Genomic DNA, 22,576 nt, shown 5'->3' with positions numbered 1-22,576 from the left:
AAGTTTATTTGGGAATGGAGCGAGTATGAAGTTTCCTCCATATGAATTTGACGAGTCTAAGCAGACCAAATAAGGTGGCCAGATGCGTGCCCGAATATTATATATCGAGGATGACCCTGTTTATCATGTGCTCGTTCGGGGCACTCTGCCTGGCGTTGATCTTTTGGTGGTAGAGAGAATTAAGGAGGCAGAAAGGGCATTACTTTCTTCCCAATTCGATGCCATTCTCGTAGATATTGAGTTGCCGGATGGAAACGGGATTGATTTTATTTTCAAGAATATCTCCAAGGGAATATTAAAAGATATTCCTATTGTTTTTCTCACGGGAGAGCCCTCTGTTTCTCACAAAGTTACGGCATTTAGCCTGGGAGCCGACGACTTTATTATGAAGCCATTTGAACCGCTTGAGCTCAGAGCAAGGCTTTTTTCAAAAATAGAAAAGAGCAGGAGAGACATGGCTCACAGTGAAATCCGGCGCGTTGGTGATCTGACAATTGATTTCGCTAAATGCAAAGTATTCCTAGATAAGGGGGAGGCAAAAGAGGATTTGCAATTGACTCTCATAGAAACGAGAATTCTAGATCTCTTGTCGAGAAGGCAAGAAATTGTGTTTAGTCGAGAGAAAATTCTGGATATTGTGTGGCCTGGGACCTCCATAACGGACAGAACCGTTGACAGCCATATTGCCAATCTCAGACGAAAAACCAAAGGATCAAGGGTCAGGCTGGTTACAATTAAGGGCGTTGGATATTCCATTGTGGTCCAGCCAAAACAGACTTAGCGCTCTCTTATTTTTAAGACTTGCTGGCTGGCGGAAACGCGAGCAGAGGGGTCTTGGAGAGCGACTGATGATTCGTAGCCCATTGCTTTGAATTGGGCAGTAGCCAAAACATCAGCAAATGAAAAACACGTCGTGGAATAAGTTTTTTTAGACATCCAAAAAGTAGTGCGTCGGGAGTCGCGGGGATGAAGAGGCGCGGATGTCTTTTCAGGATGAGTCCTATAATTTTCTTTGCGATATCTCTCGGAGTCCTCTGAGAAAGGAGCATGAGTTTTTCAATAAAAGGCGCCATGTGATGATAATAGTCGGAGTACGGACCCTCGAGTTCTTGGCTCAAGGTCGCCGTTTTTGTGAGGTATACTTTTTTGTAGGACTCTGAATTCACGAAGCCTGGCTGGACGAGGCTGACGCGTATTCCAAATGGCTTCAGTTCGTGCCAGAGAGATTCTGAGGCTCCTTCAAGAGCATGTTTAGAGGCTGTGTAGGAGGCCATTGTTGGCATCGCGATGAATCCGCTGACAGAAGAAACATTAATGATTCGTCCAAAACCCTTTTCTCTCATTGAAGGGATGATGCGACGGATAAGGTCTATCGGTCCAATGTAGTTCGTTTCTATTTGGTGGAGTTCAGATGTCGCATCCATGTGTTCCATGACTGAGCGGTAGGAGATTCCCGCGTTGTTGACAATCACGTCAATTGACTTCCATTTCCTATAAATGTCGGAAATGATGGCTTCGCGACTTCTTTCAGATCTAACGTCTAACTCCCTTATGATAAAATTTTCATTTTCTGTAAATGCCTGAATTAAGCGATGCACTGAGGAAGGGCGCGCGGTGACAACCACTCGAAATGAATTTAATTTATAGAGTTCTTGAGCAAGGGCGAATCCTATTCCTGAGCTGCATCCAGTCACTAAGACGACCAATTTTTCATCTCTCATGGAAGACCTCCGTGAATCCAATTGCGGCAAGTCTGGCTCATTTATCAGAAGTGTGCGAATCCAGTTTAAAGGGAGTATGGAGATTTCTTGACAAAGCTTGGAGTGGAAACGCAGCAATGAGAGGCGGTTGCAAGAGGGGCTTTGTTTGAATATAGTATGACTTATATGAAATACGCAGCCATTTCAATTCTGGTTTTTGGTGTATTAGGATTCATTGCCTTCAGGAGCTGGGGAATCAGTGCTTATGTTGGAGGTTTGACGAAATCGCTATCTGAGCAGTCGCCTCATTCTAAGAGGACGGAAGATGTCGTATTGTCCGTAGAGAATCCGATTGGTTCAGCCATCGTTCTTCACGGACTGAATTTTGATGCGGAGGGAATGAAACCGATTGCCCGATTGTTACAGAATGCAGGGTTCAATGTCCTGGCTCCACGTTTGGTTGGGCACAAGGCTGATCCGGAATCAGTTTTTTCGTTGCAGAGAGACGCTTGGAATGAGCAGATTAAGATTTGGTCAAAGGAACTGACGAGGCCCTTTGTATGTTCGGGATATTCGCTAGGGGGTCTTCTTCTTCTCGAAAGGCATATATCTCAAGGAATTCATTGCGACTACTTCCTTGGATTTTCGCCTGCGCTTTCAGTTCATGTTCCTGCTTGGGTTATGGACACGGTTCGAGCAGTTTGGCCGAACAGAATGCTTGTTCCTAGCGGTATTCCCTTCAAATATCGCCATTTTGATTTTATCGGACTGATGCCAACTTTTTCCACGTTCGACATTCTTTCAGAATTTGACAAAGAGCTCAGTATTAAAAAACAACTTCCTCTCAAGGGAGTTGTTTTTATTGATCCTCGCGATCTCGTGGTGAATGCACAGGGAGTGAAGGAGATCACTCAGACTTATTTCCCAAATTTTAAATTTATCGAAATCCAGGCTCTGACCCTCGATGAACGACATGCCTATCACATGCTCATTGACGAGGAGCATGTCGGCGTAAGCCAGTGGACCAGAATGGCGGAGCTAGTTCGTGAAGACCTGGAGCGGTTGGGGCGCTCTCGCCTCGGAAGTGAGTCGGGAAAGTGAACTCAAAGGAGGTCTTGAATTTTGATTGAATTCATGTTCTGGTTGATTCTATGAAAGTGGAATGGATCAGTTTTTTTCTTTTTGGTATCGCGGCCCTCATTCATATTGGTTTCTTTTTCTTCGAGGCAATCCTCTTTCAGCGTGATGGATTCCATAAAAAATTGGGTATTTCTGAAGCCGACCATCAAATTCAGAAAATTTGGGCCTTTAATCAGGGTTTTTATAATTTGTATCTCAGTGTGGGTACACTATTGGGACTCTATTTTGTTATGCAAAAGCAAATCATGCTTGCAGGTGTTTTAACGAGTTTTTGTGGTGTATCCATGGTAGTTTCTGGATGTGTGCTTTGGTTTTCTGTCCCCCGGTTGCGTATGGCTGCATTGCTGCAGGCGATACCTCCCTTACTTGGATTTTTCTTTCTCTCCTTTCACATTATTAAATAGTCGAGGCCGGAAGGTTCAAATTTGTGGCTAGACCTGCTGTGCTCTGGACTTGCGCGAAATCTCATATATTCCTAAAGTTTAGAAGTGCCAACAAACATATCTTGTTGAAGGAGTCTGTGAAAATGTGGCGTTATCATTATATTTCTCTCCTGATTTGTATTTTGACGATCATCTCAGCGGCACATGTAGCTTTGGCTAACAACGTCCCAGTTCAAGGACGAGTATTTATTGGATCGACTGTGGTCGATCCAGTAAACGTCAACGCGGAGTTAAATGCTCAAGGATTAAAGGAAGTGGATTCAATGCCACAGTTCGGCGCCGAGATTTTGTACCCCGTTCTAAAGTATGTCGATGTGGGGCTCCGTTATACAAAACGCAACATTTCGAGAGATGAGCTGGTCTCTGTTTCGTCCACTGAGTTTGAGTCTCAGATTGATCAGGATTCAGCTTTGGCCGTGGTGCGAGTTCCATTTTTTAAAACGGACATCGTTCGGATAGATGCTTTTGCTGGATTCGGCGGGACCAACACAAGTTATAAGATGAAGACTGCCACGCAAGACGGAGAGTTGACTCGAAAGGATACCAATGCTTGGTTTGCAAGTTCCTACTCCAGCTATGGAGGATCAGTGGCGATTGGTTACAAGAAATTCTATCTTGTTGTGGAAGGTGGAGTTGAATCCAATGAGGTAAAGGGCTTTAAGAGTACTGGAACAATTAACAGTCTTAACGCAATAGATCTATCTGGGTCCTATTTTACTGTAGGCCTGATGTTTGATGGTATTGCAGCCAGCAGCAAATAAAAGATAATTTCTAAAGGCCTTTTTCAGTGAATTTCTATCTTTTTGTTTGTTATCCTTGCATTCATCTCTTGACCGCTCCTACACGGATGGCTGTTCCTGAACCGAGGCCTTCAAGCGATGCATGACTTTGCCCATAAGCAACAGAATGGGCAATGACGAAAAACAGACAACAATAAACGCGCCGGCAGGTAGATCCCAGATGTAACTGAGCCACAGGCATGAAAAGCTCAGGGCAAATCCCAGGGTCCACCCAAATAGAAGTCGTGCACGTATGGTTTTGAAGAAAAGAGTTCCGACGACAGATGGAACAATCAGATAAGCAAAGACCTGTAGCACGCCGGCCACGCTTACGGAAGAAGTGATAACGACACCAAAAAGGGCATAAAACAAGAAATCCCAAAAACCTGAATTATTGGTGGAACCATGAAACGAAGCTGCCAAAAGTTGGTGACGAAAAATATAGTGAACCATCGAAACGCCCAGATAGATGAGTCCCGTCTTAAGCACATCTGTCCAGGTTACCCAAAGAACTTGCCCGACCAGGAGATCTTTGATGTGTTCAGCACCATGTGCAATTTTGTCGACGACAAGAACGACCGCAGCAGAAGCCAGGGCATACACGATCCCAATGATGGCTTCTTGCGAGAAAAGCTTTTCATGTTTTCGAGCCATTGCAAACAATGCGGCTGCACAAAACGTGCAGCCGAGAGAAGTCAGGTAGGTAGCAGGCGAGTGATGCTCGAATCCAAAATAAATAGCTAGAGTTGCGCCAAAGGCAGCGACCTGCGCTAAACTTAAATCAACAAATATAACACCTCTAGCTAAAACGTGAAGGCCTAGGTAGCAATGAATCCCAGCAAGAATGAGACACATGGCAAATGGTGCCGCTAAAAAGTGAAATACTTGGATCCAATCGTGCTGCATCAGAACCCCCTAATTTTTTCCCTCGATGGACGCAACTAATTTCTCAAACAGATCATCAATCGTTTTCACTTGAGGTGATCCATCGACGGCAACGGCCACAGTTTCTGTTCTGACACTTGGAAGTTCATTCACAATCTTGTTAGTTACGGTAGGGTCAAAATAGTTTTCGACCAAGATAAGTGATATTTTCTTGTTTTTCATCAGATCTATCACATTCAGAATGTGACCAGAGGTGGGTGGAAGGCCTGGTTTAGGTTCAAGTATTGCTTCGTTCGAGATTTGAAATCGATCAAAGAAATAGGATAAGGTTTTGTGATACGACACAATTTTTTTAATTCCAGACCTCTCGATTCGAGCCTGCCAGTCTACCGTTTTCTTTATTAAACGCGATTTCAAGGACTTTGCGTTTTTTTGATATTGAGCAGCGTTCCCGGGATCGAGTTCACCAAGTCTTTCGGAAATAATAACTGCAATATCTCCAAGCCTCTGTGGGTCGAGAGTGACATGTGGATTGCCCAGTGGGTGGACGTCACCCGCAGCGCGTGAGATTTTACCAGTGGTGACTTCGATCGGTTGAACGAGTGAACCGACCTCAAGGAATCCCTTTTGACCCTTCGCTATTTTTGGATTTCGTGCCCCTTGCATGAGACTGGGCAGCCAGCCCACTTCCAAATCGAGCCCCACAGAAACCAAGAGATCTGCCCGGCTCACTTTAATCATAAAGGAAGGCTTTGCTTCGATAAAGTGGGGATCTTGAGTGCCCTTTGCGATACTTTCAACAAAAATATGTTCTCCGCCAACTTCTTCAGCGACCGCTCGTAAGTCAGTGATGGTTGTGACCACATTCAATTTTGCAAAAGCCAAAGGGGCAGAAAAAAATAAAAGAACAATAACCAAAAAGATCTGTTTCACTGGCATCTCCTTCTTAAGAATGATTAGTAGGAATGAGCAGGGTGAGCGCCAATGGTGACGTTGTACTGCAATCCAATGGTGTCCTCATGTCTATCGTTTCCAGATGACTCGAGGTGATCATATTGAAGGCGGAACCCGGAGAATTCAGTGGGGAAGAAACCAACCAAAAAGCTCTGTTTATTTTGTTTAGGTATGCCTTCGGAGTGGGTTGTACCCAGGACCTCATAGCGCGCTTGAGCCCACCAGCGCTGAGTAAATTGGTATTGGACCCAAGTCGCATATCCGGCGAGAGCAGCAATAGATGGGGAGCTAGAATCGGCTGGATCGAGCAATCGGCCAGGTCGACGACTATCCAAATATTCTGTGGACCAAATAAAGGCGTTGTATTTGCCCCCTTTGGCTGGACGCCACTTAAGGGTGAGGTCTGTACCAGTCACCTCAGCAATTTCATTGAGTTCATTTCTGCCCTGCGTGCTTGAAACGCCAAATTCCAGTGTGAGATCGTCCGTCAAATCCCACAAATTTTTGAAGCGAACGAGTCCGCCTGTGTGGTTTGAATCTGTGCTGCCATAGAGCTCTTCATTTGTCAGACTAAAAGCCTGGAGCGTCAGTTCAGAATACCAAGAAGCAGGTAGGAGCAGAGCAGCTGAGATTCCACTTTCATTGAGTCCTTCCTCACCAACCAATCTCTGGAGAATCAGGGGAGCATCAATAAAGGGGAAAGCATGCGTGTGAAGTTGGTTGTGTTTGCCAAACGCCATCTTAAATTTACCGGCACGTAAGCTGATTTTTGGAAGCGATATTGTCTCAAGAAAGATCTCCTCTGGATCGATAGCATATTCGCCGCCGGCCTCTTTACCCACAGAAAAGAGGGCGCTGGCCCGCAAATATGAATCTACGTCAGACATGAATTGAAGTTCAGCCTCTTGCAGAGAAAAGCCTTTGTGTGCTGGCTCCTGTGGGTCACTTGAGACCCCATTTCCATTTAAATAGAGTCCAAGAAAATTAACGCTGATATCAGGATTCGATCTGCCTTGGGCATGACTGAATGAGCAGGAAAGTAAAATAACAAGTGAAATGAGTTGTCTCATAGAGTACCTCCGATCGATAGCGATCAAATATTCAAATTCAATTTGAAATTGGCATGTCTTTAATTCAGTGAGAGATGGGAAATGCCTGAAGGAGGTGGTCCACGAGCGAATTCATTTTCATTCTCAAATTCAAGGAAGAGAGAGGAGTCATATTTGATTTTTGCTAAGTGTTTAATGGTGTTACTTTGAATCGAATCAAATTTTGGAGTATCTGCGCTTGAAGAAGTATGAATGACCGTACAAAGCAGACATTCGCTTTCAAGCGTATGTTTGACGTCAGGTTGAACGTGTAAGTGGGATAAAATAGAAATTGAGTGAAAACAGAAGCGAGCAGCAATGAAAAAAAACAATTTTATTCTCACGCCTCTTTTATAGCTGGCGTAGAAATAAAATGCAATTGGTTTTGATAAGCTAGATTGATTCTTGATTCTAATGCTTAACCTTAACCCTGATTCATGAGACTTGCAGGTTTGCCCTACTGCCTGAGAGTCTCCGACAGACGAACCGCTTTTCTAACTTCTGTTTCGAATACTTCGAAAGACTCAATGATCCGAAACGGTCGTTTTAATGAAGGTTCATATTTCTGAGAATTTCTTCCGGCTAGCCAAATCGAAATTTTAGTATTCAAATTGCGATCTAAAAAATTTAAGTATTTGAGATACTGATCCTTTGCCCCATCTATTTTGTCGGAAGTGGAACTGAGAACCAAATGAGTGGTCTTATATCGAACACAGACCGCTGCGAGCTCAGTTTTTGGCATGTGTGCCCCAAGAAAAAGAGTGTTAGCACCCAGGCTATTTGCGACGTAAGCCCCAATTGCAATTCCCATGTCATGATAATCTCCCTCAGGAGTGGCGAAAACGATGCGCGGTCTTTTCTTATTTGGCGGTCTTTTATCAAATTGAAAGCTCAAGCTTTCTTTGATGATAGCAGACAAAATATGCTCTTCGGCAATAGAGAGGTGACCGGCATCAGTCTGTCGGCCTATCTCAGAGAGAAGAGGTACAATCAAGCTGTGAATCCAATTCAGGGATCTAGTCTTTCCCTTTTGCTGTGTCCACATTTTATGATTCCCCAAAATGAGCTTGCGTACATCTTGCCAGGCAAATTGCTTGGCCTGTGTCATTATTTCTTTTACGAAAGGGCTCAGATTTGGATTCTCAAGATTTCCATTCCCAAGGTCTTGATTAAGCATCTGATTGAGTTCATTCAAGCCCAATTGAGCGATGTCTCCCACTCGATGTCCCATCTGGGTCAGCGAGAACAGAGCCCGTACTTTTAGAACATCATTTTGACTATAGAGGCGACGTCCTGTTTTAGATCGTGCCGGTTTAATGGCCGCGTAGCGATCCTCCCAGGCGCGCAGTAAAAACTCACTCACTCCGGTTAGATCAATGACTTGTCGTATTTTATATGTTTCCCCAGTATTTCTCATCAATTCATTCTAGCATATTCCCTCCTATTGTATAGAATAATCTATACAATAGGAGGGAGTTGAGATAGCCTCGACGGAAAGATGTGAGTTGGGAATCGTCTGCTTTTTTAGTCAAAAGGAAAAAGATGAACCATGATTTGAGTATTGTTTGGCTCAGACGTGATCTTCGATTAGAGGATCATGAGGCGTTGACCAGGGCTTGTTCTGAATCCAATCGAATTGTCGTGGTTTTTGTTTTTGATACCCATATTTTGGGCAAGTTAAAATCAAAATCAGATCCAAGGGTTTCTTTCATTTACGAATCAATCCGAGAAATTGACAATCAACTAAAGAAATTGGGATCTCGCTTAATTGTTCGAACTGGAGACCCAGTGATTGAGATCCCTAAAATAGCAAAAAAAATGAAAGCCAATGCTGTGTTTTTTAATGAAGACTATGAGCCGTACGCAAAACGACGTGACAATGCAGTTCTTAGATCATTGAAAAGGGAGAATATCAAGGGCTTGTCTTTTAAAGACCATGTTATATTTTCTGGACCTGAACTGAATAAATCGGATGGCAGCCCTTACAAGATGTACACTCCCTATAAGAACGCCTGGCTCAAGAAGTTAACTTCAAAAGATTATCTTCCAAAAAAGAGGGATAAAGGGGCATATCTAGCCTCCGGAAGTATTTCATCTGTTCTAGATTTTCCAAGCCTCGAGGATCTCGGATTTGAGAATTCATCGATTTTAGTTCGTTCCCAGAGAGCAGGCAGAAGAAATGGGCTTGGGTGTTTAAAAAAGTGGGCCGCTGGCTTGCCTGAGTATCACAAAACCCGCGACTTTCCGGGATTGAGTCGAGGTACATCAGGATTGTCTATGCACCTTAGGTTTGGGACCATTTCAATTCGAGAATGTGTCCGCCTATGTTTTAAAAGCCCCAATCGGGGGACGTCGATTTGGTTGTCGGAGTTAATATGGCGCGATTTCTATCAAATGATTCTTGATCGCTATCCGTATGTTGTTCAGGGCTCATTCAAGAAGGATTGTGACGGAATCGCTTGGGAGGGAAGTCAGGCCAATTTTGAAGCTTGGTGTCAAGGCCGAACGGGCTTTCCGATTGTCGATGCGGGGATGAGGCAGTTGAATCAGACGGGATGGATGCACAATCGATTGAGAATGATTGCCGCCTCATTTTTAGTTAAGGACTTACTCGTGGACTGGAGGAAGGGTGAAGCTTATTTTGCCGAAAAACTTTTGGATTTTGATTTAGCTGCAAATAACGGTGGCTGGCAGTGGTGTGCTTCGACAGGCTGTGATGCCCAACCTTACTTTCGGATATTCAATCCAGTTCTCCAATCGAAAAAAATTGATCCTGAATGTAAGTATATAAAAAGATGGGTGCCAGAGCTCAAATCCCTTTCTTCTTCAGAAATTCATTTGTTGTCTTTAGAGGCGCCACAAAAGGCAATCAAATCCATAAAAATTGGGAGAGACTATCCTGAGCCGATTGTATTTCACTCGCAGCAAAAGATGCATTTTCTTCGTATGTACAATCGGGGTTTAATATGAATCCCACTTCAACAATAGGTGTAGGATGTTTGCTTATCGAGAGCGGACGGGTCCTATTGGTCAAACCGAACTATGGGAAGGCCAAGAACCACTGGATTTTGCCCGGCGGTTTTGTAGAAAACGGAGAATCACTTTCTGTTGCAGCCTTGCGTGAACTTAGGGAGGAAACAAATCAACTGGGTGAGCTTGTGACTCCTTTCTGTGTCCGTTATCGTCGCGATCCGTCCGATGTCTACTGGGTATTTCGGGTGCAACGGGTAGATGACTCGCCGATTGTTGTTCAATCTGAAGAGTTGTTGGACGTGCAATTTCTATCGATCGAATTTTCAATTAATTCTGAGGAAGTTCGACCCATGACCCAATACTTTATTAAGTCCTCACTATTAGCAAATCCGAGATTGAACAATTTGCCAACAGAGTACCAAGATAATAATTTCGTCTATTTTTTCACCGGAGGAAATTGAGATATGAAGAGAATTGCATTTTTAATGGCGAGTATGCTTCTTACTGATTACGCAGCGGCCAAATATTTTTACGCCCTTGAGCTGGCATCGACAGGTCAAACACGGAATGACCAAAGAATTCCAGGAAAAGGGGGAACTGATTTTTCTTTTACTGAATTTGGCAAAGGTCCGTTTCCGAGTTATCGGATATATCTTGGGCATCGCTGGGAGCGACACGAGTTGCGTGCTCTGTATGCCCCCTTTTCAATACGCAAGAGCGCGCGACTTAAGGAAACTACGGTTTTTGATGATTCCATCTTTCAGGCAGGTGTTGAAACTGAGGGCTATTATAAATTTAACTCCTATCGCTTGACGTATTCCTATGCTCTTGAAAAAAGAGGCGATTGGGATATTCGGTGGGGATTTACAGCAAAAGTCCGCGATGCTGAGGTGGCTCTTTCGCAAGGGAGCTTGATGGCGCGCAAAAGGAATCTAGGTTTTGTTCCTTTGGTGAATTTTCAAGCATCGAGAGGTTTGTCTGACAATTTTCTATTTCGATTTGATGTGGATGCTCTTGCGGCCCCACAGGGAAGGGCGATTGATCTCGCTCTCTTTATTGAACGGCCTATTACGAATTCTCAGTTTGTTTTATTTGGAGGTTATCGCACAGTCGAAGGTGGCGCTGACAATGACAAGGTTTACAATTTCGCTTGGATTCATTCTCTCACTATTGGTTTGAGAGGTGATATCTGATTTGAGGGAAATGGAACTCACAATTTGAATTCGTCTTGGCTCTCCTCTTCTTCTGGTTTTGTTTTCTTTGAAATTCCAAAGAGTTCAGGAAGAAATACCATTCCCGCAACAAATGCAATAATCAAAGCGAAAAAAAGTCCACCAAGAATAAGAGCGATATTCACAGGTCCATTCCCTTAAATGTGTGCCTGATTAGAATCGGCGATTGGCACCCTTCTCGGGTAGTCTGTATATCCTTTGGGGCCTGGCGTATAAAAAGTTGAAGCATCGGGTTCTACAAATGGAATATTCTTTTCGATACAGCCAACGAGATCGGGATTGCTCACATAATGATGTCCAAATGAGACCGCATCAATAAGATTTGCTTTAATAGCTTCATTGGCCTCCGCAGGTGTGTAACCCATATTTCCGATCAATACACCAGAGAACCCCTTGCGAGCGGAAGTCACCACATCACCACTTTGCTTGCCAAAAAAGTCTGCTCGCATGAGATGAAGATAAGCAATTCTTCTCTGGTTGAGTTGCTGAGCGACATAAAGAGTTAGGCCCAGAGGGTCTGAATCCTTCATGCTGTTATAACTGTTCAGAGGAGATATTCGGACACCCACGTGGCCCGCATCCCAGATGCCAATCACTGCATCGGTGACTTCAAGCAAAAGCTTAGCACGGTTTTGCAGTGAACCACCATAGGGACCCGATCTTTTGTTAGAGGAATCTCGCAAAAACTCATCTAGAAGATATCCGTTGGCGCCATGCACTTCAACTCCGTCGAACCCTGCATCCTTGGCGTTTTGTGCAGCGACAGAAAAACCGGCTACAATGCCAGGAATTTCATCATCGCGGAGTGCACGAGGAACAACGTGTGGTACTTTGCCTTGGAGTGTCTGAATCTCGCTCTCAATAGCGATCGCAGAGGGGGCTACGGATTCCTGGCCCTCATTCAAAGTAGGATGACAGGCGCGCCCTCCATGCCAAAGCTGCAAAAAAATCCTTCCGCCATTTTGATGAACTGCCTTTGTTACTTTTTTCCATCCTGCAACTTGATCTTGAGAATAAATTCCTGGCTCTGCAATAAAAGAGGAGTTGCCTTTCATTACCATCGTGGCCTCTGCAATGATCAATCCTGCACTCGTTCGTTGCGAATAGTACTCAGCCATCATTTCGTTTGGAATATGGCTCTGACTTGCTCGACATCGAGTCAGTGGCGCCATTATCACTCGATTGGGCAGCGACAAAGATCCCAGTTTAATTGGAGAAAGAACAAGATTTTGGCTCATAAGAAGTCTCTCATTTCTAAAGTATATTCCGATAGGTACGCCCCGGTGTGATCATCTTGAATCCAGTAGAACAGATGTCAAGTCTTGTTTGTGTGTACGAAAGGAGAGCTCTGCACGGATCGCAATATCTCAGCACTGCAAACTTGTGGCTACTTAAATGACGCAAGCGCAGTATTCTGAAACCAACCTAACAGCTATAGCTAACTAGTTTGAGTTTTGTTGCGTAAAATATTCATGTTATTATCAATTCAGAAGGAAAATTATTTCATCTCTGATCTTAGTGCCCTTGTTTTCAACGCATCTTATTTTAGATGCAGCTGGTGGACTATCGCTAAAGGTCTATCCGTAATTTTAAATAAAAATAAAAAAATCTTGTGATCTCAATATATTGAGGAAAGAACGGGACTTGGACTAAAAAATCTTGGCACTCGGCCCCTGTCTGATCGAAGATTCTTTGTCATGTGGAACTGAGTTTGCAAGCTCGTCTCATTATGAAAACATTTTTAGCTCCTCTGGCAAAGCTACCCGGAACCAAGTCCCCAAAACAATCCTTTCGGCCATTAAAAAAGACAGCGTGCACAAGCGGCTTCGGAAATGTGATCAGAATTCCAATGATATTGGTGGGACTTTGGATCGTCTTTTTTTTGCACATTGGCCTCGCACAGTCGCAAAATATAAAATCAGGTCACGAGAGCGTCTCCTGCCGATTTTTCCTCACTGGTCACAAGCCAATTACTGGCGAAGCTCAGTTGCCCGAATCCACTCAGAAACTGCTTGTGCAAGTCCTAGTGGCTCTCAATGAAAAATGGAAAGCGATCAATGATCTGGGTATCGACTACAGGGTGCAACTCAATCAGTTGAAATCGCGAGATCCAGAAGTCTTCTTCGAGTTGGCTCTATTGGAAGCTTTCGGGAAAATTAAAAAGGAAGTTGATGACATCGAAAAAAATGAGGTTGAAGTACGCAGTATGGAAGCGGCCATATTGGCAATGACTGAGGCGCAGGTATCGAATGACAAAGCGAACACGCTGCAGTTGATTTCTATGTTTCGTGAAGAAGCCAAGGCTTGGATTGATTCTGTGAGAAGATATTGGGATAGTATTTTGGATCGCCTTATCCAGCTTGAAAATACTTGGCAACCAGAGATAAATCGTGATTCGGCCTATATTGAAATCAGTATGAAAGACGCAAATTCCGATCTTTTTGTTTACCTGTTGAAAGAAATGTATCTTAGTTATGCGGAGAAGAGAAAGTGGAAGACTGAAATTATTTCTACATCTGAGGTCATTCACAATAGCGCGTCTAGTAGATCGAGTCAGGGTATTAGTAGTATTGTAATAAAAATTGAGGGTCCAGGGGTTTTTCGGGCTCTGGAATGGGAATCTGGGATTCATAGACTTATGGCCGCGATGGGCGAATTGCGCGGAGCAACCGTAAAGAAGGGCAACGAGGAAAAAATCACCACCGTAAATGTTTTGGTTACTGTATTGCCTGGACCTTCCGACCCGACAGTCTCTGTAGACGATAAAACTAGGTTCACCGATGAAGAATTTTTGATTGAACCCATCAAGAAATCACGTGGGCCTGGCGGGCAGCATGTCAATAAGACAGAATCTGCGGTCCGAGTGATCCATATTCACACTGGCATTCAAGTTGTGATGTCAACCTATCGTTCGCAACATCAAAACAGAGAGGTAGCGCTGGAGATTGTGAGGGCGAAAGTTAAGCAAAAGCAGGAGGAGCAAAAGGAGCGGGCTCGCCAACAGAGAAGAAGTGATGTGGCCAAAATGGAAAATACTGGGTCCGCCGTTCCTTTTGTTAGATCCTATAAAAGGAAATTAGGTGTCGTGGTTGATACGCGAATGGCAAGCATTGTAGAATCTCAGTCAATCGACGATGTTCTGGATGGTAACTTAGATCCGTTTGTTGCAGGAGGACGGTTTTTGTCCATTGAGCGAATTTTGAAGCAGCTTCTGGATAGAATCTCTAACCAAGTTGAGAATGCAGAGAAGAGATGTCGGAGCTTTGGAGTCGATGGTTGTGGATGAGTTTCGAGGAAATCCTGCTGAGAAAGAAATTTTCGTGACTCATTCAATGAGCAACCTCGAGCCAAATTTCATTGCGTCTTAAAAACCAAAGTTGAAATGGAGAATTATACCTCGCAAAAACCGGTTCGCCTAAGGTTTTAATTTGATCCTTTTCTAGGGCTGACCGAAACTCCGCAAGTTTTCGTTTGTAGCGATCCTCAGACCACGAGCCCGAATAGCTAAACACTGCCACCTTTCGCTTTGGAATTTCGCGAATGAGAACTCTCTCGTCATTGGGCTTAGGGATATTCTCCAAGGTAAATGTGGCTGGCATGGTGAATTGGACCACAAAGCCCATATCATTCTTGCTTAAATTTACGGGTGCAGTCATTTCTATTTTTTTTGATTTTACTTGGGAAACAGGCGCGGTCATTTCGATTTTGGTCTCAATCGCATTGTTGCCAAAAATATAGTCTGCCAATATTCTGAAGGCTCGATTGCCCGCATCTTCAAAGTTGGCATCAATCGTTGTTTCCGCAACCAAGGTAGAGTCATAATTCCGAACTTCGTAAAGATCACCTTTGGATTCTATTTTATATTTTGGTTCTTCGGTGGCCATAGTTACTCCCGAGTACATTGGCATGACTAAAAAAACTATTTTACAGATTGAGGCTATTGAAGAAGTATTCATCTTTGCCTGTCCAGTTTTAAGGTAAATACCGACACCAGGCCGAAAACAAATGTTCCCCATGCGATATCGGGGGCAATAAAGGCCACAGGGTAGTTTTTTAGGATCGCCAAATTTGTCATGTCAAACACGCCATAAATTATCATTCCCAAGATTGCGCCAGAAGAAAATACTTTTAACAGAGAATCCTGCCTCGTCAATTTTGGCAAAACATAAAGAGGCACAGCCAGTGCCATCAAAAAGTACGTGGATAAAGCTGCTGGATAGTACATCTGAAAAATACCGTTTTCAAATCTCCCGATCTCGGCCAATTGGCGCATATTGAAATCTTTCATGACAAAGCCAAGCCATATAAAATCAAACACCGCAAATAGAACCAAAGCTACAAAAAACTGTTTTAGCTTTTCCATATGTTACCTTTGAAAAGATTTAAATAATTCGCGATCATATCCCACAGACTCTGCGGCACTCAGAGCTTTTTCAATACTACTTTCAGTTAACACAGGAGTCCGGGAGAGAATCCATCCAAAATCAAGCCTTGGTGATCCAACGACTACCGCGAATATAGATTTTCGGAATTCTTCTCGCCGAGGGCCAGTATCCAATAATGCTCCTCCTTGGGACTCCATCTACCATCTTACATTAAGGAATTTAGTATGTATAGATAATTCTATACAAATCGATCGATTCTGTTAGAGTTTGTATGTGGATATCAAGCAATCTCAATCGTCAATTTTGTTCTATGGAAACTCGATTGCTTCAAGATTGAGGGGGGTTAATGACCGTTAATGTTTGGTCAATTGGATTCTTGGTGGCAATTATTTTGTTTCAAGTCGTATCCATTCCAGCTCTTTTGCTAAAGAAAAATGACTTAGCTGACGTACTTTGGGGGCCAGCTTTTATACTCACCGCCTTGGGGGCTGCGCTATGGGGAGCTCCTCATGGGCTCTCGTCTGTTTCTCAGAGGGCCATTGCGATTCTCATCCTATTGACCGTTTGGGCAACTCGACTCTTTATTCATGTGGGATGGCGCAATCTCTCTCACAGAGCTGAAGATGTTCGCTACAATAACTGGCGAAAAGCTTGGGGCCAGAATTGGCTTTGGCGGTCCTATCTGCAAGTTTTTGTTCTCCAGCCTTTTATACTCTATCTGTTTCTCACTCCCGTCTTACTCGCCATAGATGAAGCCGCTTCCACCACATTGTCCTGGATCAGTTGGCTTGGACTCATTGTGGCCGCATCCGGTTTTCTTTTTGAGACGATTGCAGATGAGCAGCTGAGAAGGTTCAAGCGCAAATCTGAGAACAAGGGCAAATTGATGACCGAGGGGCTTTGGAGCTGGTCGCGACACCCCAACTACTTTGGAGAAGTTTTGCAGTGGTGGGGTATTTGGATCATGGTTATTGATTTACCCTTTGGTTGGGCGACGATTATTTCCCCCATCGGAGTGACTTATTTAATTCTAAAAGTTTCTGGAGTGTCTATGCTTGAACATCTTATGAAATCTCGGCCCGGATTTTCGGAGTACGCAAAAAGGACTTCTGTTTTCATTCCCTTGCCGCCAAGTTTGTTCAAATAGAGGGAATATGAAGAGGTGCTTGTAGAGCGTTTAGATGCCGGTCGTTCGAAATGCGTAAATACAGACTTCTCCACTTTCGCATATTCCGTCATTGATTGTAGCTTCCAAGGATTTTTAGTCCAAAACTTGTCGCGCCCGCCTGCTGGTAGGAGAGTTGAATGTCTTGAAGACGATTGCAGGTCGCTGAACCAGTCAAAACCATCAAAGACTGAGCGGTCGATGTCGAGTGAACTCTGAACTTCAGTTTAGAGTTCACTCATTTCGATTCACCAGGTCCCCCAAGGCTTTCAGTAATAAAAAGATAGCATTGCCAAGCCTTTTCTCTTTCTAGGTTTTCTACTTGACAATAGTAATGACTGGAAAAGGAATCCGCTTTTTCAAATGGCGAACCGAAATGTTGATGGTCTTGCGTCGATTCCGGATCAATCGCTTTCAGTTGATCAACAACCTGCTGAGACTTAAAAGAAAGTGACAAACCCTTTTTAATGATCAGTGAGAGCGAATCGAATTTGAGAGAGAAATACAGCGAGCATCCAGTTGTATCGGTCTTTGGCATGTGCGGTGGACACCCCAGGCTAATTCCATTTTCTCGGTCAATCGAAATAAAAACGGGATACTCTTGCATCTCAGAATCTCGAGTGGCGGCTTTTTGAATTTCGCTTTCGACAGTTGCCAATTTGTTTGGCGGGAAGAGGTATTCCTTTGAAATCGTGACCAAACTAAATGCTGGAAAGGTCGAAAGCAAGACAGTAAGAACAAGCAACTATTTCAAAAAAAACCTCACCGAATGCCGAAGTCTATTTTCTTGGATTTGGGCGTGTCAATGAAATTTCCAGCGGAGCTAAAGAAATGAATTCCATATCGGTCATGAGTCAAAACAGGATGACAGATTCCTGGCTATCTTTTTGTGGTGCTGAGCAAGTCAATTTTCGAAATTTTGTAGTTGTGGACTTTGGTTTACCATGGCAGTTTTGTATTTTGAGACCAAATCATAATTTTCTTGGGGTAGCAAAATGGGGCCCAAAGGGATTTGGCGGTGGTCGAAGAAAAATCCAGATTTCTTTCTAAATCTTTGCTAGTGAGGAAGATATGAGAATAGCTTTTGCATTTATATTTCTAGTTTTGTCTAACAAAGGAATCGCCATGGATCTGAGTGAATATAAGGGTAAAGTTGTCCTCGTCGTAAATATTGCTACGCGCTGTGGTTATACAGGACAGCTTGATGGATTGGAAAAACTTCATCAGAGGTTCAAGGATAAGGGACTTGTGGTTTTGGGAGTGCCCAGCAATGATTTTGGATCGCAGACCCCGGAGGGAAATGATGAAGTGAAGAAATTTTGTAAACTAAATTATGGGGTTAGTTTTCCTTTAACCCCTAAAATGGTTGTTAGTGGAGCTCAGAAAGATCCGCTCTTTAGGTGGCTTACGAAATCTGAAAATGCAGAAAAGGAAATTGCTTGGAATTTTGAAAAATTCCTAGTTAATCGGACTGGAAAGCTAATCAACAGGTTTCCTTCAAAAACAGAGCCAGATGATGTTCAGTTGATTGCCGCAATAAACGCTGCGCTTTCAAAATAAAGAAGACAAATTGATATAGTTATTTGTTGTCACTCCTTAACGACACATGCTTCGTCGTCAAGATCCGCGATGACATTTGCTGCAAATTTGTTTAGCGCTGTGACAAGTCTCTCGAAATTCCCCTTGTTCACACAGTATTTTGAGTGAGGATCTTCGATCTCGCCTTTAATTAGGCCTACTTCCTTCAGTGCTTTTAGATGTTGACTCACGGATGCTTGAGATAGGGGAAGATCAACTACAAGCTCGCCGCAGATACACTCGCCACGACTTGCGAGCGTGCGAAGAATAATAATACGTGCAGGATGAGTTAGCGCTTTGCACCACTCAGCAAGTTGAACATCCTTATCTGGAAATCCATCAGTTCTTGCCAACGCCATCGGCCAAAGTTATATCGTATGCAAACGATAATCAACGGAGAAGTTAATGGGTGAGAGCAATGCATCAATATCAATGTTACGAAGGCTTTCGTTTCTCGATCGCTATTTAACGCTTTGGATCTTCTGTGCAATGGCATTTGGTGTACTGCTTGGCTGGTTTGTGCCCGCAATCCCGCTCATTCTGGAGAAATTGTCAATAGGCTCTACTTCAATCCCAATTGCGGTCGGGCTGATACTCATGATGTATCCGCCTCTGGCAAAGGTCAGATACGAGGAGATGGCGAAGGTTTTTTCCAACTTCAAAGTTCTTCTGCTGTCGCTTGTGCAGAATTGGCTTGTGGGACCTATCTTAATGTTTTGTCTCGCGATGATTTTTCTACGCGACTATCCCGAATACATGACAGGGCTTATTCTGATCGGCCTTGCACGTTGTATCGCGATGGTGATCGTTTGGAATGATTTGGCTGGTGGAAGTAGAGAATATTGTGCTGGGCTTGTCGCTCTGAATTCCATATTTCAGATTTTTACTTTTCCATTCCTGGCGTATTTCTTTTTGACGACGATGCCAAAGTGGCTCGGACTCACTTCAGTTGAAGTTGCGATCACCATTCAGGATGTTGCCCTTGCGGTTCTTATCTATCTTGGAATACCATTTTTCACTGGCTACTTTAGTCGCAGGATTTTGATTCGATCTAAAGGACGCAAATGGTTTGAGGAGGTATTTGTTCCTCGAATTTCGCCTCTGACATTGGTGTTTCTTCTCTTTACTATCGTCGTGATGTTTTCGCTTAAAGGTGACCAAATCATTCAGTTGCCGTTAGACGTTCTTCGAATTGCAATGCCACTGCTCGTTTATTTTGTTTTGATGTTTCTGGTTTCATTTTACATGAGCAAAAGAGCGGGCGCAGATTATGAGAAGGCGGCGACGCTTTCATTTACAGCAGCTTCAAATAATTTTGAACTAGCAATTGCGGTCGCAGTTGCCACCTTTGGCATCCATCACGGTGCCGCATTTGCGGCAGTCATTGGGCCTTTAGTGGAAGTCCCAGTTTTAATTCTTCTTGTTTCAGTTTCATTGTGGATCAAAAGAAAATTTTTTAAGGAGCCTATTGATGTCTAAGTCAGTTCATATTCTCTTTCTTTGCGTTGCCAATTCGGCGAGAAGTCAGTTGGCGGAGGGATTAGCAAAATCCCTCTTTGGAAGCAGTGCTGTAGTTGAAAGTGCTGGTTCGGAGCCCTCGGGAAGGGTTCAGCCTTGGGCTATCGAAATTCTCAAGGAAGATGACATCGATATTTCAAAAAACTGGTCAAAATCGACAGAGCAGCTTCCACTGAAATTTCTTGAAAATCTTGATTATGTCATCACACTTTGTGCCGAAGAAGTTTGTCCTATGTTGCCTTCAAGAGCGAAGCGACTTCATTGGCCGATTCAAGATCCAGCCTCCGCTCCTGAATCAGAAAAGGAAAGTGCATTCCGACGCGCAAAGAATGAAATCAAAGAGCGTTTGCTTTCGTTTAAGTCTGACATTTCAAAGTAGTCAAATTGAGCGCGGAAGCCTCTTACCTAAATGACTGAAATATCATAGCAAATTCCTTTGAGGTCCTGAAAACTAAGTTTTTAGTTGTTATCTACTAAGCTCTTAGTTAGTCTTTTGATTGTGGGGGATACATGAAAAAAGCAAAGTCCAAAGAAGCCAATGGCAAGCTGCTGACCGAAACCGAATTGGAATTGATGACCATCCTCTGGAGATTGGGAGAGGGGTCTGTTGCGGACGTGATTGGGCAATTGCCGAAAGCAAGAGATCTCGCTTACACATCGGTATCAACTATCTTGCGAATCTTGGAGCAAAAGGAGATTTTGAAAACTCGCAAAGAAGGACGAGGTCATATCTATATTCCACGGCTAAAGAAGAATGATTACGAAGCCAAGACGGTAAGGCATGTTGTTGAACGCGTTTTCGATGGAACACCAATGGCTTTAGTACGCCAGCTTCTTGATTCGGGCAGATTAGATGAAAATGATTTAAAGGAACTCAAACACTTGATTGACCAGGCTGGAGGGCGCAAGTGAGCTTGGCCCAAATTTTGTCTACTTATCTGAACATGAATCTTTTGATTGTGATTGGGTTTGTCGGCCTGAGTCTATTTTCATTTTCACTGAGAAGAGCAAAGTTAAATATGGGCTCGGGAACAGAACTTAGACTTCACTATGCTGCGATGTCGATCATTTTGATCCTGTCTGTGATTCATCCGCTACTCCCGAGGAACGAAGTCTTTTCTCCTGCCGCAAAAGTATGGTCGGCCCAGTCGATCAAAAGTTTTTCTCAAGATTACACGGCTCCCGATAAGGGAGGCTACTTGAGTTTACCTACGCCAATGGGGTCATCCATTCTACAAGCTGATCAGGTGGCAATCGCATGGACTATTTTGGGTACAGTGGTATTGGTTTTGGGAGGTCTTTTTATAGGCCGCGATCTCAGAGTCTTATTTAAGACAAAGAGGAACTCGTTTTTAGTTAGAAAACTGGGGCGAGTTCGTATTTTAATCAATGATGGCATTCAGGTTCCGTTCTCATACTGGTTGCCGGGTCAGGCGAATATTGTTGTGCCATCGTCACTGGTTGAGCGGCGCGAAGATTACAGAATGGCGATTGCCCATGAACTTCAGCATCACCGTCACGGTGATACCCGATGGGTTTATGTCATGTGTGGGATGAGACTGATCTGCATCATCAACCCCTTAGTTCATTTTTGGAATCGTTGGATCTCAGAAATTCAAGAATTTGCCTGTGATGAGGCGCTGGTCGACCAAAATAAAGTCGAATCTCAGGCCTATGCTCGCTGCCTCGTCGAGGTGGCGCAAACCGCAATCAATCAGAAGTATGTGCCTGTTTGCGCGACAGGCCTCACATTTTTGGTTGAAGGCAACTTACTCAAAAGGAGGATAGAGAAAATGTTATCAAAATCATCAACCAGAATTGGACGGTCGATCAGCATTTCGGTCGGACTTCTGCTCGCATCGATCATGGGCGCCACCGCCGTTGCATCAAAGGGCCTAGTTCAAGACCGCCGGGTGAGCATGTCACAAGCCAAAGCAATGGCCTTTCGAGCTCAGAGTGAATCGGGATTCCCCGTTGTCATCAATGATCTTGTGCTCACACAACTGAATCGCTATATCGGTACACCTGAGGGTCGCGATTTCATGAGAGATTCGTTGTCTCGCATGCAGAATTACAGAGCGGCAATCGGCGAACAATTGAAAAAGTATGGCATTCCTATCGAGATCATGGCGGTACCAATCATTGAATCTGGGTATCAGAATTTGACTGAGGGTCAGAGCAACACATCAATGAAGGCCGCCGGTCTCTGGCAGTTCATTCCATCGACCGCAATAAATTACGGTTTGAGGGTGGAAAGTCAAAAAGACGAGCGTCTGGATGTCGGGTTGAACACCGACGCAGCTATGCGGTATCTCCAGTCCAATAATCTGCGATTCAAAGACTGGCATCTTTCAGTTCTCGCATACAACATGGGTGAAAATGCAGTTCAGAAAGGGATGAACGCTCTCGGTTCAAGAGACGCTTGGACTCTCATTCGGAACGGTTATGAGGGCGACAAAAATTACCTGCCAAAATTGATGGCGGCGATCTTGATCATGAAAAATCCGCACTCATTGCAATAGAGCTTCTGGGACTTCATGCGATGGGTGGAGTTCCTTTCTTTTGACTGCGCTGAAATGCGATCTTTCCCCATCAAGTACGACATTTTTCAAGCCCTCTGCGAGCAACTCTTTTGGTGGCTCCTGAAGATAACTAGATTCCTGTGAGTGTAGGTTTGCTTCAATGGTCCAGTTGCGCTTTCGGATCTTGTTTCTAAAAGTGATTTCCTAAAAAGCT

General features: G+C 43.9%; 27 protein-coding genes. 14 read left to right on the top strand and 13 right to left on the bottom strand.

What is annotated here, in order from left to right; genetic code table 11:
* Positions 1-82 precede the first annotated feature (82 nt).
* Entirely contained in the window at positions 83-781 is a 699-nt protein-coding gene (locus tag IPL83_13115) for a response regulator transcription factor (protein MBK9040082.1), read from the top strand.
* A gap of 13 nt (positions 782-794) precedes the next feature.
* Here the strand turns inward: IPL83_13115 and IPL83_13110 are convergent, their stop codons facing one another.
* Positions 795-1,721, bottom strand: coding sequence for an SDR family oxidoreductase (locus tag IPL83_13110; GenBank protein MBK9040081.1), 927 nt, complete (start codon positions 1,719-1,721; stop codon positions 795-797).
* Between the two features lie 141 nt (positions 1,722-1,862).
* On the opposite strand from IPL83_13110, the gene IPL83_13105 reads away from it, so the two are divergent.
* From IPL83_13105 to IPL83_13095, 3 genes are all read left to right on the top strand, one after another.
* Positions 1,863-2,801 (top strand): hypothetical protein, encoded by a 939-nt coding sequence (locus IPL83_13105; protein ID MBK9040080.1) that lies wholly within the window; start codon positions 1,863-1,865, stop codon positions 2,799-2,801.
* Positions 2,802-2,851: 50 nt separating this feature from the next.
* Positions 2,852-3,244 (top strand): DUF1304 domain-containing protein, encoded by a 393-nt coding sequence (locus IPL83_13100; GenBank protein MBK9040079.1) that lies wholly within the window; start codon positions 2,852-2,854, stop codon positions 3,242-3,244.
* 122 nt (positions 3,245-3,366) lie between these two features.
* Positions 3,367-4,044 carry a hypothetical protein gene (locus tag IPL83_13095; protein MBK9040078.1) on the top strand — a complete coding sequence of 226 codons (678 nt, stop codon included), beginning with the start codon at positions 3,367-3,369 and terminating at the stop codon, positions 4,042-4,044.
* 78 nt (positions 4,045-4,122) lie between these two features.
* On the opposite strand, the gene IPL83_13090 is transcribed toward IPL83_13095, so the two are convergent.
* The 4 genes from IPL83_13090 to IPL83_13075 form a co-directional block, all read right to left on the bottom strand.
* Positions 4,123-4,968, bottom strand: a complete 846-nt coding sequence (locus IPL83_13090) for a metal ABC transporter permease (protein MBK9040077.1) — start codon at positions 4,966-4,968, stop codon at positions 4,123-4,125.
* A gap of 9 nt (positions 4,969-4,977) precedes the next feature.
* Positions 4,978-5,880 carry a zinc ABC transporter substrate-binding protein gene (locus IPL83_13085; protein MBK9040076.1) on the bottom strand — a complete coding sequence of 301 codons (903 nt, stop codon included), beginning with the start codon at positions 5,878-5,880 and terminating at the stop codon, positions 4,978-4,980.
* A gap of 23 nt (positions 5,881-5,903) precedes the next feature.
* Positions 5,904-6,971, bottom strand: a complete 1,068-nt coding sequence (locus IPL83_13080) for a hypothetical protein (protein ID MBK9040075.1) — start codon at positions 6,969-6,971, stop codon at positions 5,904-5,906.
* A 475-nt stretch (positions 6,972-7,446) separates the two neighbouring features.
* Positions 7,447-8,406: a MerR family transcriptional regulator gene (locus IPL83_13075; GenBank protein ID MBK9040074.1), complete on the bottom strand. Its 960-nt coding sequence runs from the start codon at positions 8,404-8,406 to the stop codon at positions 7,447-7,449.
* A 125-nt stretch (positions 8,407-8,531) separates the two neighbouring features.
* Here IPL83_13075 and IPL83_13070 point away from each other — a divergent pair, with 125 nt between their 5' ends.
* From IPL83_13070 to IPL83_13060, 3 genes are read left to right on the top strand one after another with little or no spacing between them, the layout of a single operon-like run.
* Positions 8,532-9,959 (top strand): deoxyribodipyrimidine photo-lyase, encoded by a 1,428-nt coding sequence (locus IPL83_13070; GenBank protein ID MBK9040073.1) that lies wholly within the window; start codon positions 8,532-8,534, stop codon positions 9,957-9,959.
* Positions 9,956-10,423, top strand: a complete 468-nt coding sequence (locus IPL83_13065; protein MBK9040072.1) for an NUDIX hydrolase — start codon at positions 9,956-9,958, stop codon at positions 10,421-10,423. Before IPL83_13070 ends, IPL83_13065 begins: the two co-directional genes overlap by 4 nt.
* Positions 10,424-10,426: 3 nt before the next feature.
* On the top strand, positions 10,427-11,155 hold the full coding sequence (locus tag IPL83_13060) for a hypothetical protein (GenBank protein MBK9040071.1): 729 nt from the start codon (positions 10,427-10,429) through the stop codon (positions 11,153-11,155).
* A gap of 17 nt (positions 11,156-11,172) precedes the next feature.
* Here the strand turns inward: IPL83_13060 and IPL83_13055 are convergent, their stop codons facing one another.
* Both IPL83_13055 and IPL83_13050 read right to left on the bottom strand, forming a co-directional pair.
* Positions 11,173-11,319 (bottom strand): hypothetical protein, encoded by a 147-nt coding sequence (locus IPL83_13055; GenBank protein ID MBK9040070.1) that lies wholly within the window; start codon positions 11,317-11,319, stop codon positions 11,173-11,175.
* Positions 11,320-11,331: 12 nt separating this feature from the next.
* Positions 11,332-12,432 carry an alkene reductase gene (locus IPL83_13050; GenBank protein MBK9040069.1) on the bottom strand — a complete coding sequence of 367 codons (1,101 nt, stop codon included), beginning with the start codon at positions 12,430-12,432 and terminating at the stop codon, positions 11,332-11,334.
* A 491-nt stretch (positions 12,433-12,923) separates the two neighbouring features.
* On the opposite strand from IPL83_13050, the gene IPL83_13045 reads away from it, so the two are divergent.
* Entirely contained in the window at positions 12,924-14,480 is a 1,557-nt protein-coding gene (locus tag IPL83_13045) for a PCRF domain-containing protein (protein MBK9040068.1), read from the top strand.
* 43 nt (positions 14,481-14,523) lie between these two features.
* Here the strand turns inward: IPL83_13045 and IPL83_13040 are convergent, their stop codons facing one another.
* From IPL83_13040 to IPL83_13030, 3 genes are all read right to left on the bottom strand, one after another.
* On the bottom strand, positions 14,524-15,078 hold the full coding sequence (locus tag IPL83_13040) for a heme-binding protein (GenBank protein MBK9040067.1): 555 nt from the start codon (positions 15,076-15,078) through the stop codon (positions 14,524-14,526).
* Between the two features lie 68 nt (positions 15,079-15,146).
* Entirely contained in the window at positions 15,147-15,557 is a 411-nt protein-coding gene (locus IPL83_13035) for a DUF2177 family protein (protein ID MBK9040066.1), read from the bottom strand.
* 3 nt (positions 15,558-15,560) lie between these two features.
* Positions 15,561-15,752 carry a lipocalin family protein gene (locus IPL83_13030; GenBank protein MBK9040065.1) on the bottom strand — a complete coding sequence of 64 codons (192 nt, stop codon included), beginning with the start codon at positions 15,750-15,752 and terminating at the stop codon, positions 15,561-15,563.
* Positions 15,753-15,925: 173 nt separating this feature from the next.
* Here IPL83_13030 and IPL83_13025 point away from each other — a divergent pair, with 173 nt between their 5' ends.
* Complete coding sequence (locus tag IPL83_13025; protein MBK9040064.1) at positions 15,926-16,726, top strand: DUF1295 domain-containing protein; 801 nt, start codon at positions 15,926-15,928, stop codon at positions 16,724-16,726.
* Between the two features lie 88 nt (positions 16,727-16,814).
* Here IPL83_13025 and IPL83_13020 read toward each other — a convergent pair whose 3' ends face one another.
* Both IPL83_13020 and IPL83_13015 read right to left on the bottom strand, forming a co-directional pair.
* The gene (locus IPL83_13020; protein MBK9040063.1) at positions 16,815-16,982 is read right to left on the bottom strand and encodes a hypothetical protein; all 168 of its coding nucleotides are present in this window, start codon (positions 16,980-16,982) and stop codon (positions 16,815-16,817) included.
* Complete coding sequence (locus IPL83_13015) at positions 16,983-17,489, bottom strand: hypothetical protein (protein MBK9040062.1); 507 nt, start codon at positions 17,487-17,489, stop codon at positions 16,983-16,985.
* Between the two features lie 326 nt (positions 17,490-17,815).
* On the opposite strand from IPL83_13015, the gene IPL83_13010 reads away from it, so the two are divergent.
* A complete protein-coding gene (locus IPL83_13010) occupies positions 17,816-18,304 on the top strand; it encodes a glutathione peroxidase (GenBank protein MBK9040061.1) in 489 nt (162 codons plus the stop codon).
* Between the two features lie 29 nt (positions 18,305-18,333).
* On the opposite strand, the gene IPL83_13005 is transcribed toward IPL83_13010, so the two are convergent.
* Positions 18,334-18,681, bottom strand: a complete 348-nt coding sequence (locus IPL83_13005; GenBank protein MBK9040060.1) for a helix-turn-helix transcriptional regulator — start codon at positions 18,679-18,681, stop codon at positions 18,334-18,336.
* Between the two features lie 73 nt (positions 18,682-18,754).
* Between IPL83_13005 and arsB the strand changes: the two genes are divergently transcribed.
* From arsB to IPL83_12985, 4 genes are all read left to right on the top strand, one after another.
* Positions 18,755-19,801 carry an ACR3 family arsenite efflux transporter gene (gene arsB / locus IPL83_13000; protein MBK9040059.1) on the top strand — a complete coding sequence of 349 codons (1,047 nt, stop codon included), beginning with the start codon at positions 18,755-18,757 and terminating at the stop codon, positions 19,799-19,801.
* Positions 19,794-20,219, top strand: coding sequence for an arsenate reductase ArsC (locus IPL83_12995; GenBank protein ID MBK9040058.1), 426 nt, complete (start codon positions 19,794-19,796; stop codon positions 20,217-20,219). Before arsB ends, IPL83_12995 begins: the two co-directional genes overlap by 8 nt.
* Before the next feature lie 131 nt (positions 20,220-20,350).
* Positions 20,351-20,752, top strand: a complete 402-nt coding sequence (locus tag IPL83_12990) for a BlaI/MecI/CopY family transcriptional regulator (protein MBK9040057.1) — start codon at positions 20,351-20,353, stop codon at positions 20,750-20,752.
* Entirely contained in the window at positions 20,749-22,362 is a 1,614-nt protein-coding gene (locus tag IPL83_12985) for a transglycosylase SLT domain-containing protein (protein MBK9040056.1), read from the top strand. Before IPL83_12990 ends, IPL83_12985 begins: the two co-directional genes overlap by 4 nt.
* The last annotated feature ends 214 nt before the right edge of the window (positions 22,363-22,576 follow it).

It is taken from the genome of Bdellovibrionales bacterium (genome assembly GCA_016716765.1).
GTDB lineage: Bacteria > Bdellovibrionota > Bdellovibrionia > Bdellovibrionales > UBA1609 > JADJVA01.
This window is presented reverse-complemented; position numbering and strand designations above follow the sequence as displayed.

What these genes read in the sequence shown, in the direction of transcription:
- IPL83_13115 (MBK9040082.1), top strand. Translation starts at nt 83, where the DNA reads ATGCGTGCCCGAATATTATATATCGAGGATGACCCTGTTTATCATGTG.
- IPL83_13110 (MBK9040081.1), bottom strand. Translation starts at nt 1,721, where the DNA reads ATGAGAGATGAAAAATTGGTCGTCTTAGTGACTGGATGCAGCTCAGGA.
- IPL83_13100 (MBK9040079.1), top strand. Translation starts at nt 2,852, where the DNA reads ATGAAAGTGGAATGGATCAGTTTTTTTCTTTTTGGTATCGCGGCCCTC.
- IPL83_13095 (MBK9040078.1), top strand. Translation starts at nt 3,367, where the DNA reads ATGTGGCGTTATCATTATATTTCTCTCCTGATTTGTATTTTGACGATC.
- IPL83_13090 (MBK9040077.1), bottom strand. Translation starts at nt 4,968, where the DNA reads ATGCAGCACGATTGGATCCAAGTATTTCACTTTTTAGCGGCACCATTT.
- IPL83_13080 (MBK9040075.1), bottom strand. Translation starts at nt 6,971, where the DNA reads ATGAGACAACTCATTTCACTTGTTATTTTACTTTCCTGCTCATTCAGT.
- IPL83_13075 (MBK9040074.1), bottom strand. Translation starts at nt 8,406, where the DNA reads ATGAGAAATACTGGGGAAACATATAAAATACGACAAGTCATTGATCTA.
- IPL83_13070 (MBK9040073.1), top strand. Translation starts at nt 8,532, where the DNA reads ATGAACCATGATTTGAGTATTGTTTGGCTCAGACGTGATCTTCGATTA.
- IPL83_13065 (MBK9040072.1), top strand. Translation starts at nt 9,956, where the DNA reads ATGAATCCCACTTCAACAATAGGTGTAGGATGTTTGCTTATCGAGAGC.
- IPL83_13060 (MBK9040071.1), top strand. Translation starts at nt 10,427, where the DNA reads ATGAAGAGAATTGCATTTTTAATGGCGAGTATGCTTCTTACTGATTAC.
- IPL83_13050 (MBK9040069.1), bottom strand. Translation starts at nt 12,432, where the DNA reads ATGAGCCAAAATCTTGTTCTTTCTCCAATTAAACTGGGATCTTTGTCG.
- IPL83_13045 (MBK9040068.1), top strand. Translation starts at nt 12,924, where the DNA reads ATGAAAACATTTTTAGCTCCTCTGGCAAAGCTACCCGGAACCAAGTCC.
- IPL83_13040 (MBK9040067.1), bottom strand. Translation starts at nt 15,078, where the DNA reads ATGGCCACCGAAGAACCAAAATATAAAATAGAATCCAAAGGTGATCTT.
- IPL83_13035 (MBK9040066.1), bottom strand. Translation starts at nt 15,557, where the DNA reads ATGGAAAAGCTAAAACAGTTTTTTGTAGCTTTGGTTCTATTTGCGGTG.
- IPL83_13025 (MBK9040064.1), top strand. Translation starts at nt 15,926, where the DNA reads ATGACCGTTAATGTTTGGTCAATTGGATTCTTGGTGGCAATTATTTTG.
- IPL83_13010 (MBK9040061.1), top strand. Translation starts at nt 17,816, where the DNA reads ATGAGAATAGCTTTTGCATTTATATTTCTAGTTTTGTCTAACAAAGGA.
- IPL83_13005 (MBK9040060.1), bottom strand. Translation starts at nt 18,681, where the DNA reads ATGGCGTTGGCAAGAACTGATGGATTTCCAGATAAGGATGTTCAACTT.
- arsB (MBK9040059.1), top strand. Translation starts at nt 18,755, where the DNA reads ATGTTACGAAGGCTTTCGTTTCTCGATCGCTATTTAACGCTTTGGATC.
- IPL83_12995 (MBK9040058.1), top strand. Translation starts at nt 19,794, where the DNA reads ATGTCTAAGTCAGTTCATATTCTCTTTCTTTGCGTTGCCAATTCGGCG.
- IPL83_12990 (MBK9040057.1), top strand. Translation starts at nt 20,351, where the DNA reads ATGAAAAAAGCAAAGTCCAAAGAAGCCAATGGCAAGCTGCTGACCGAA.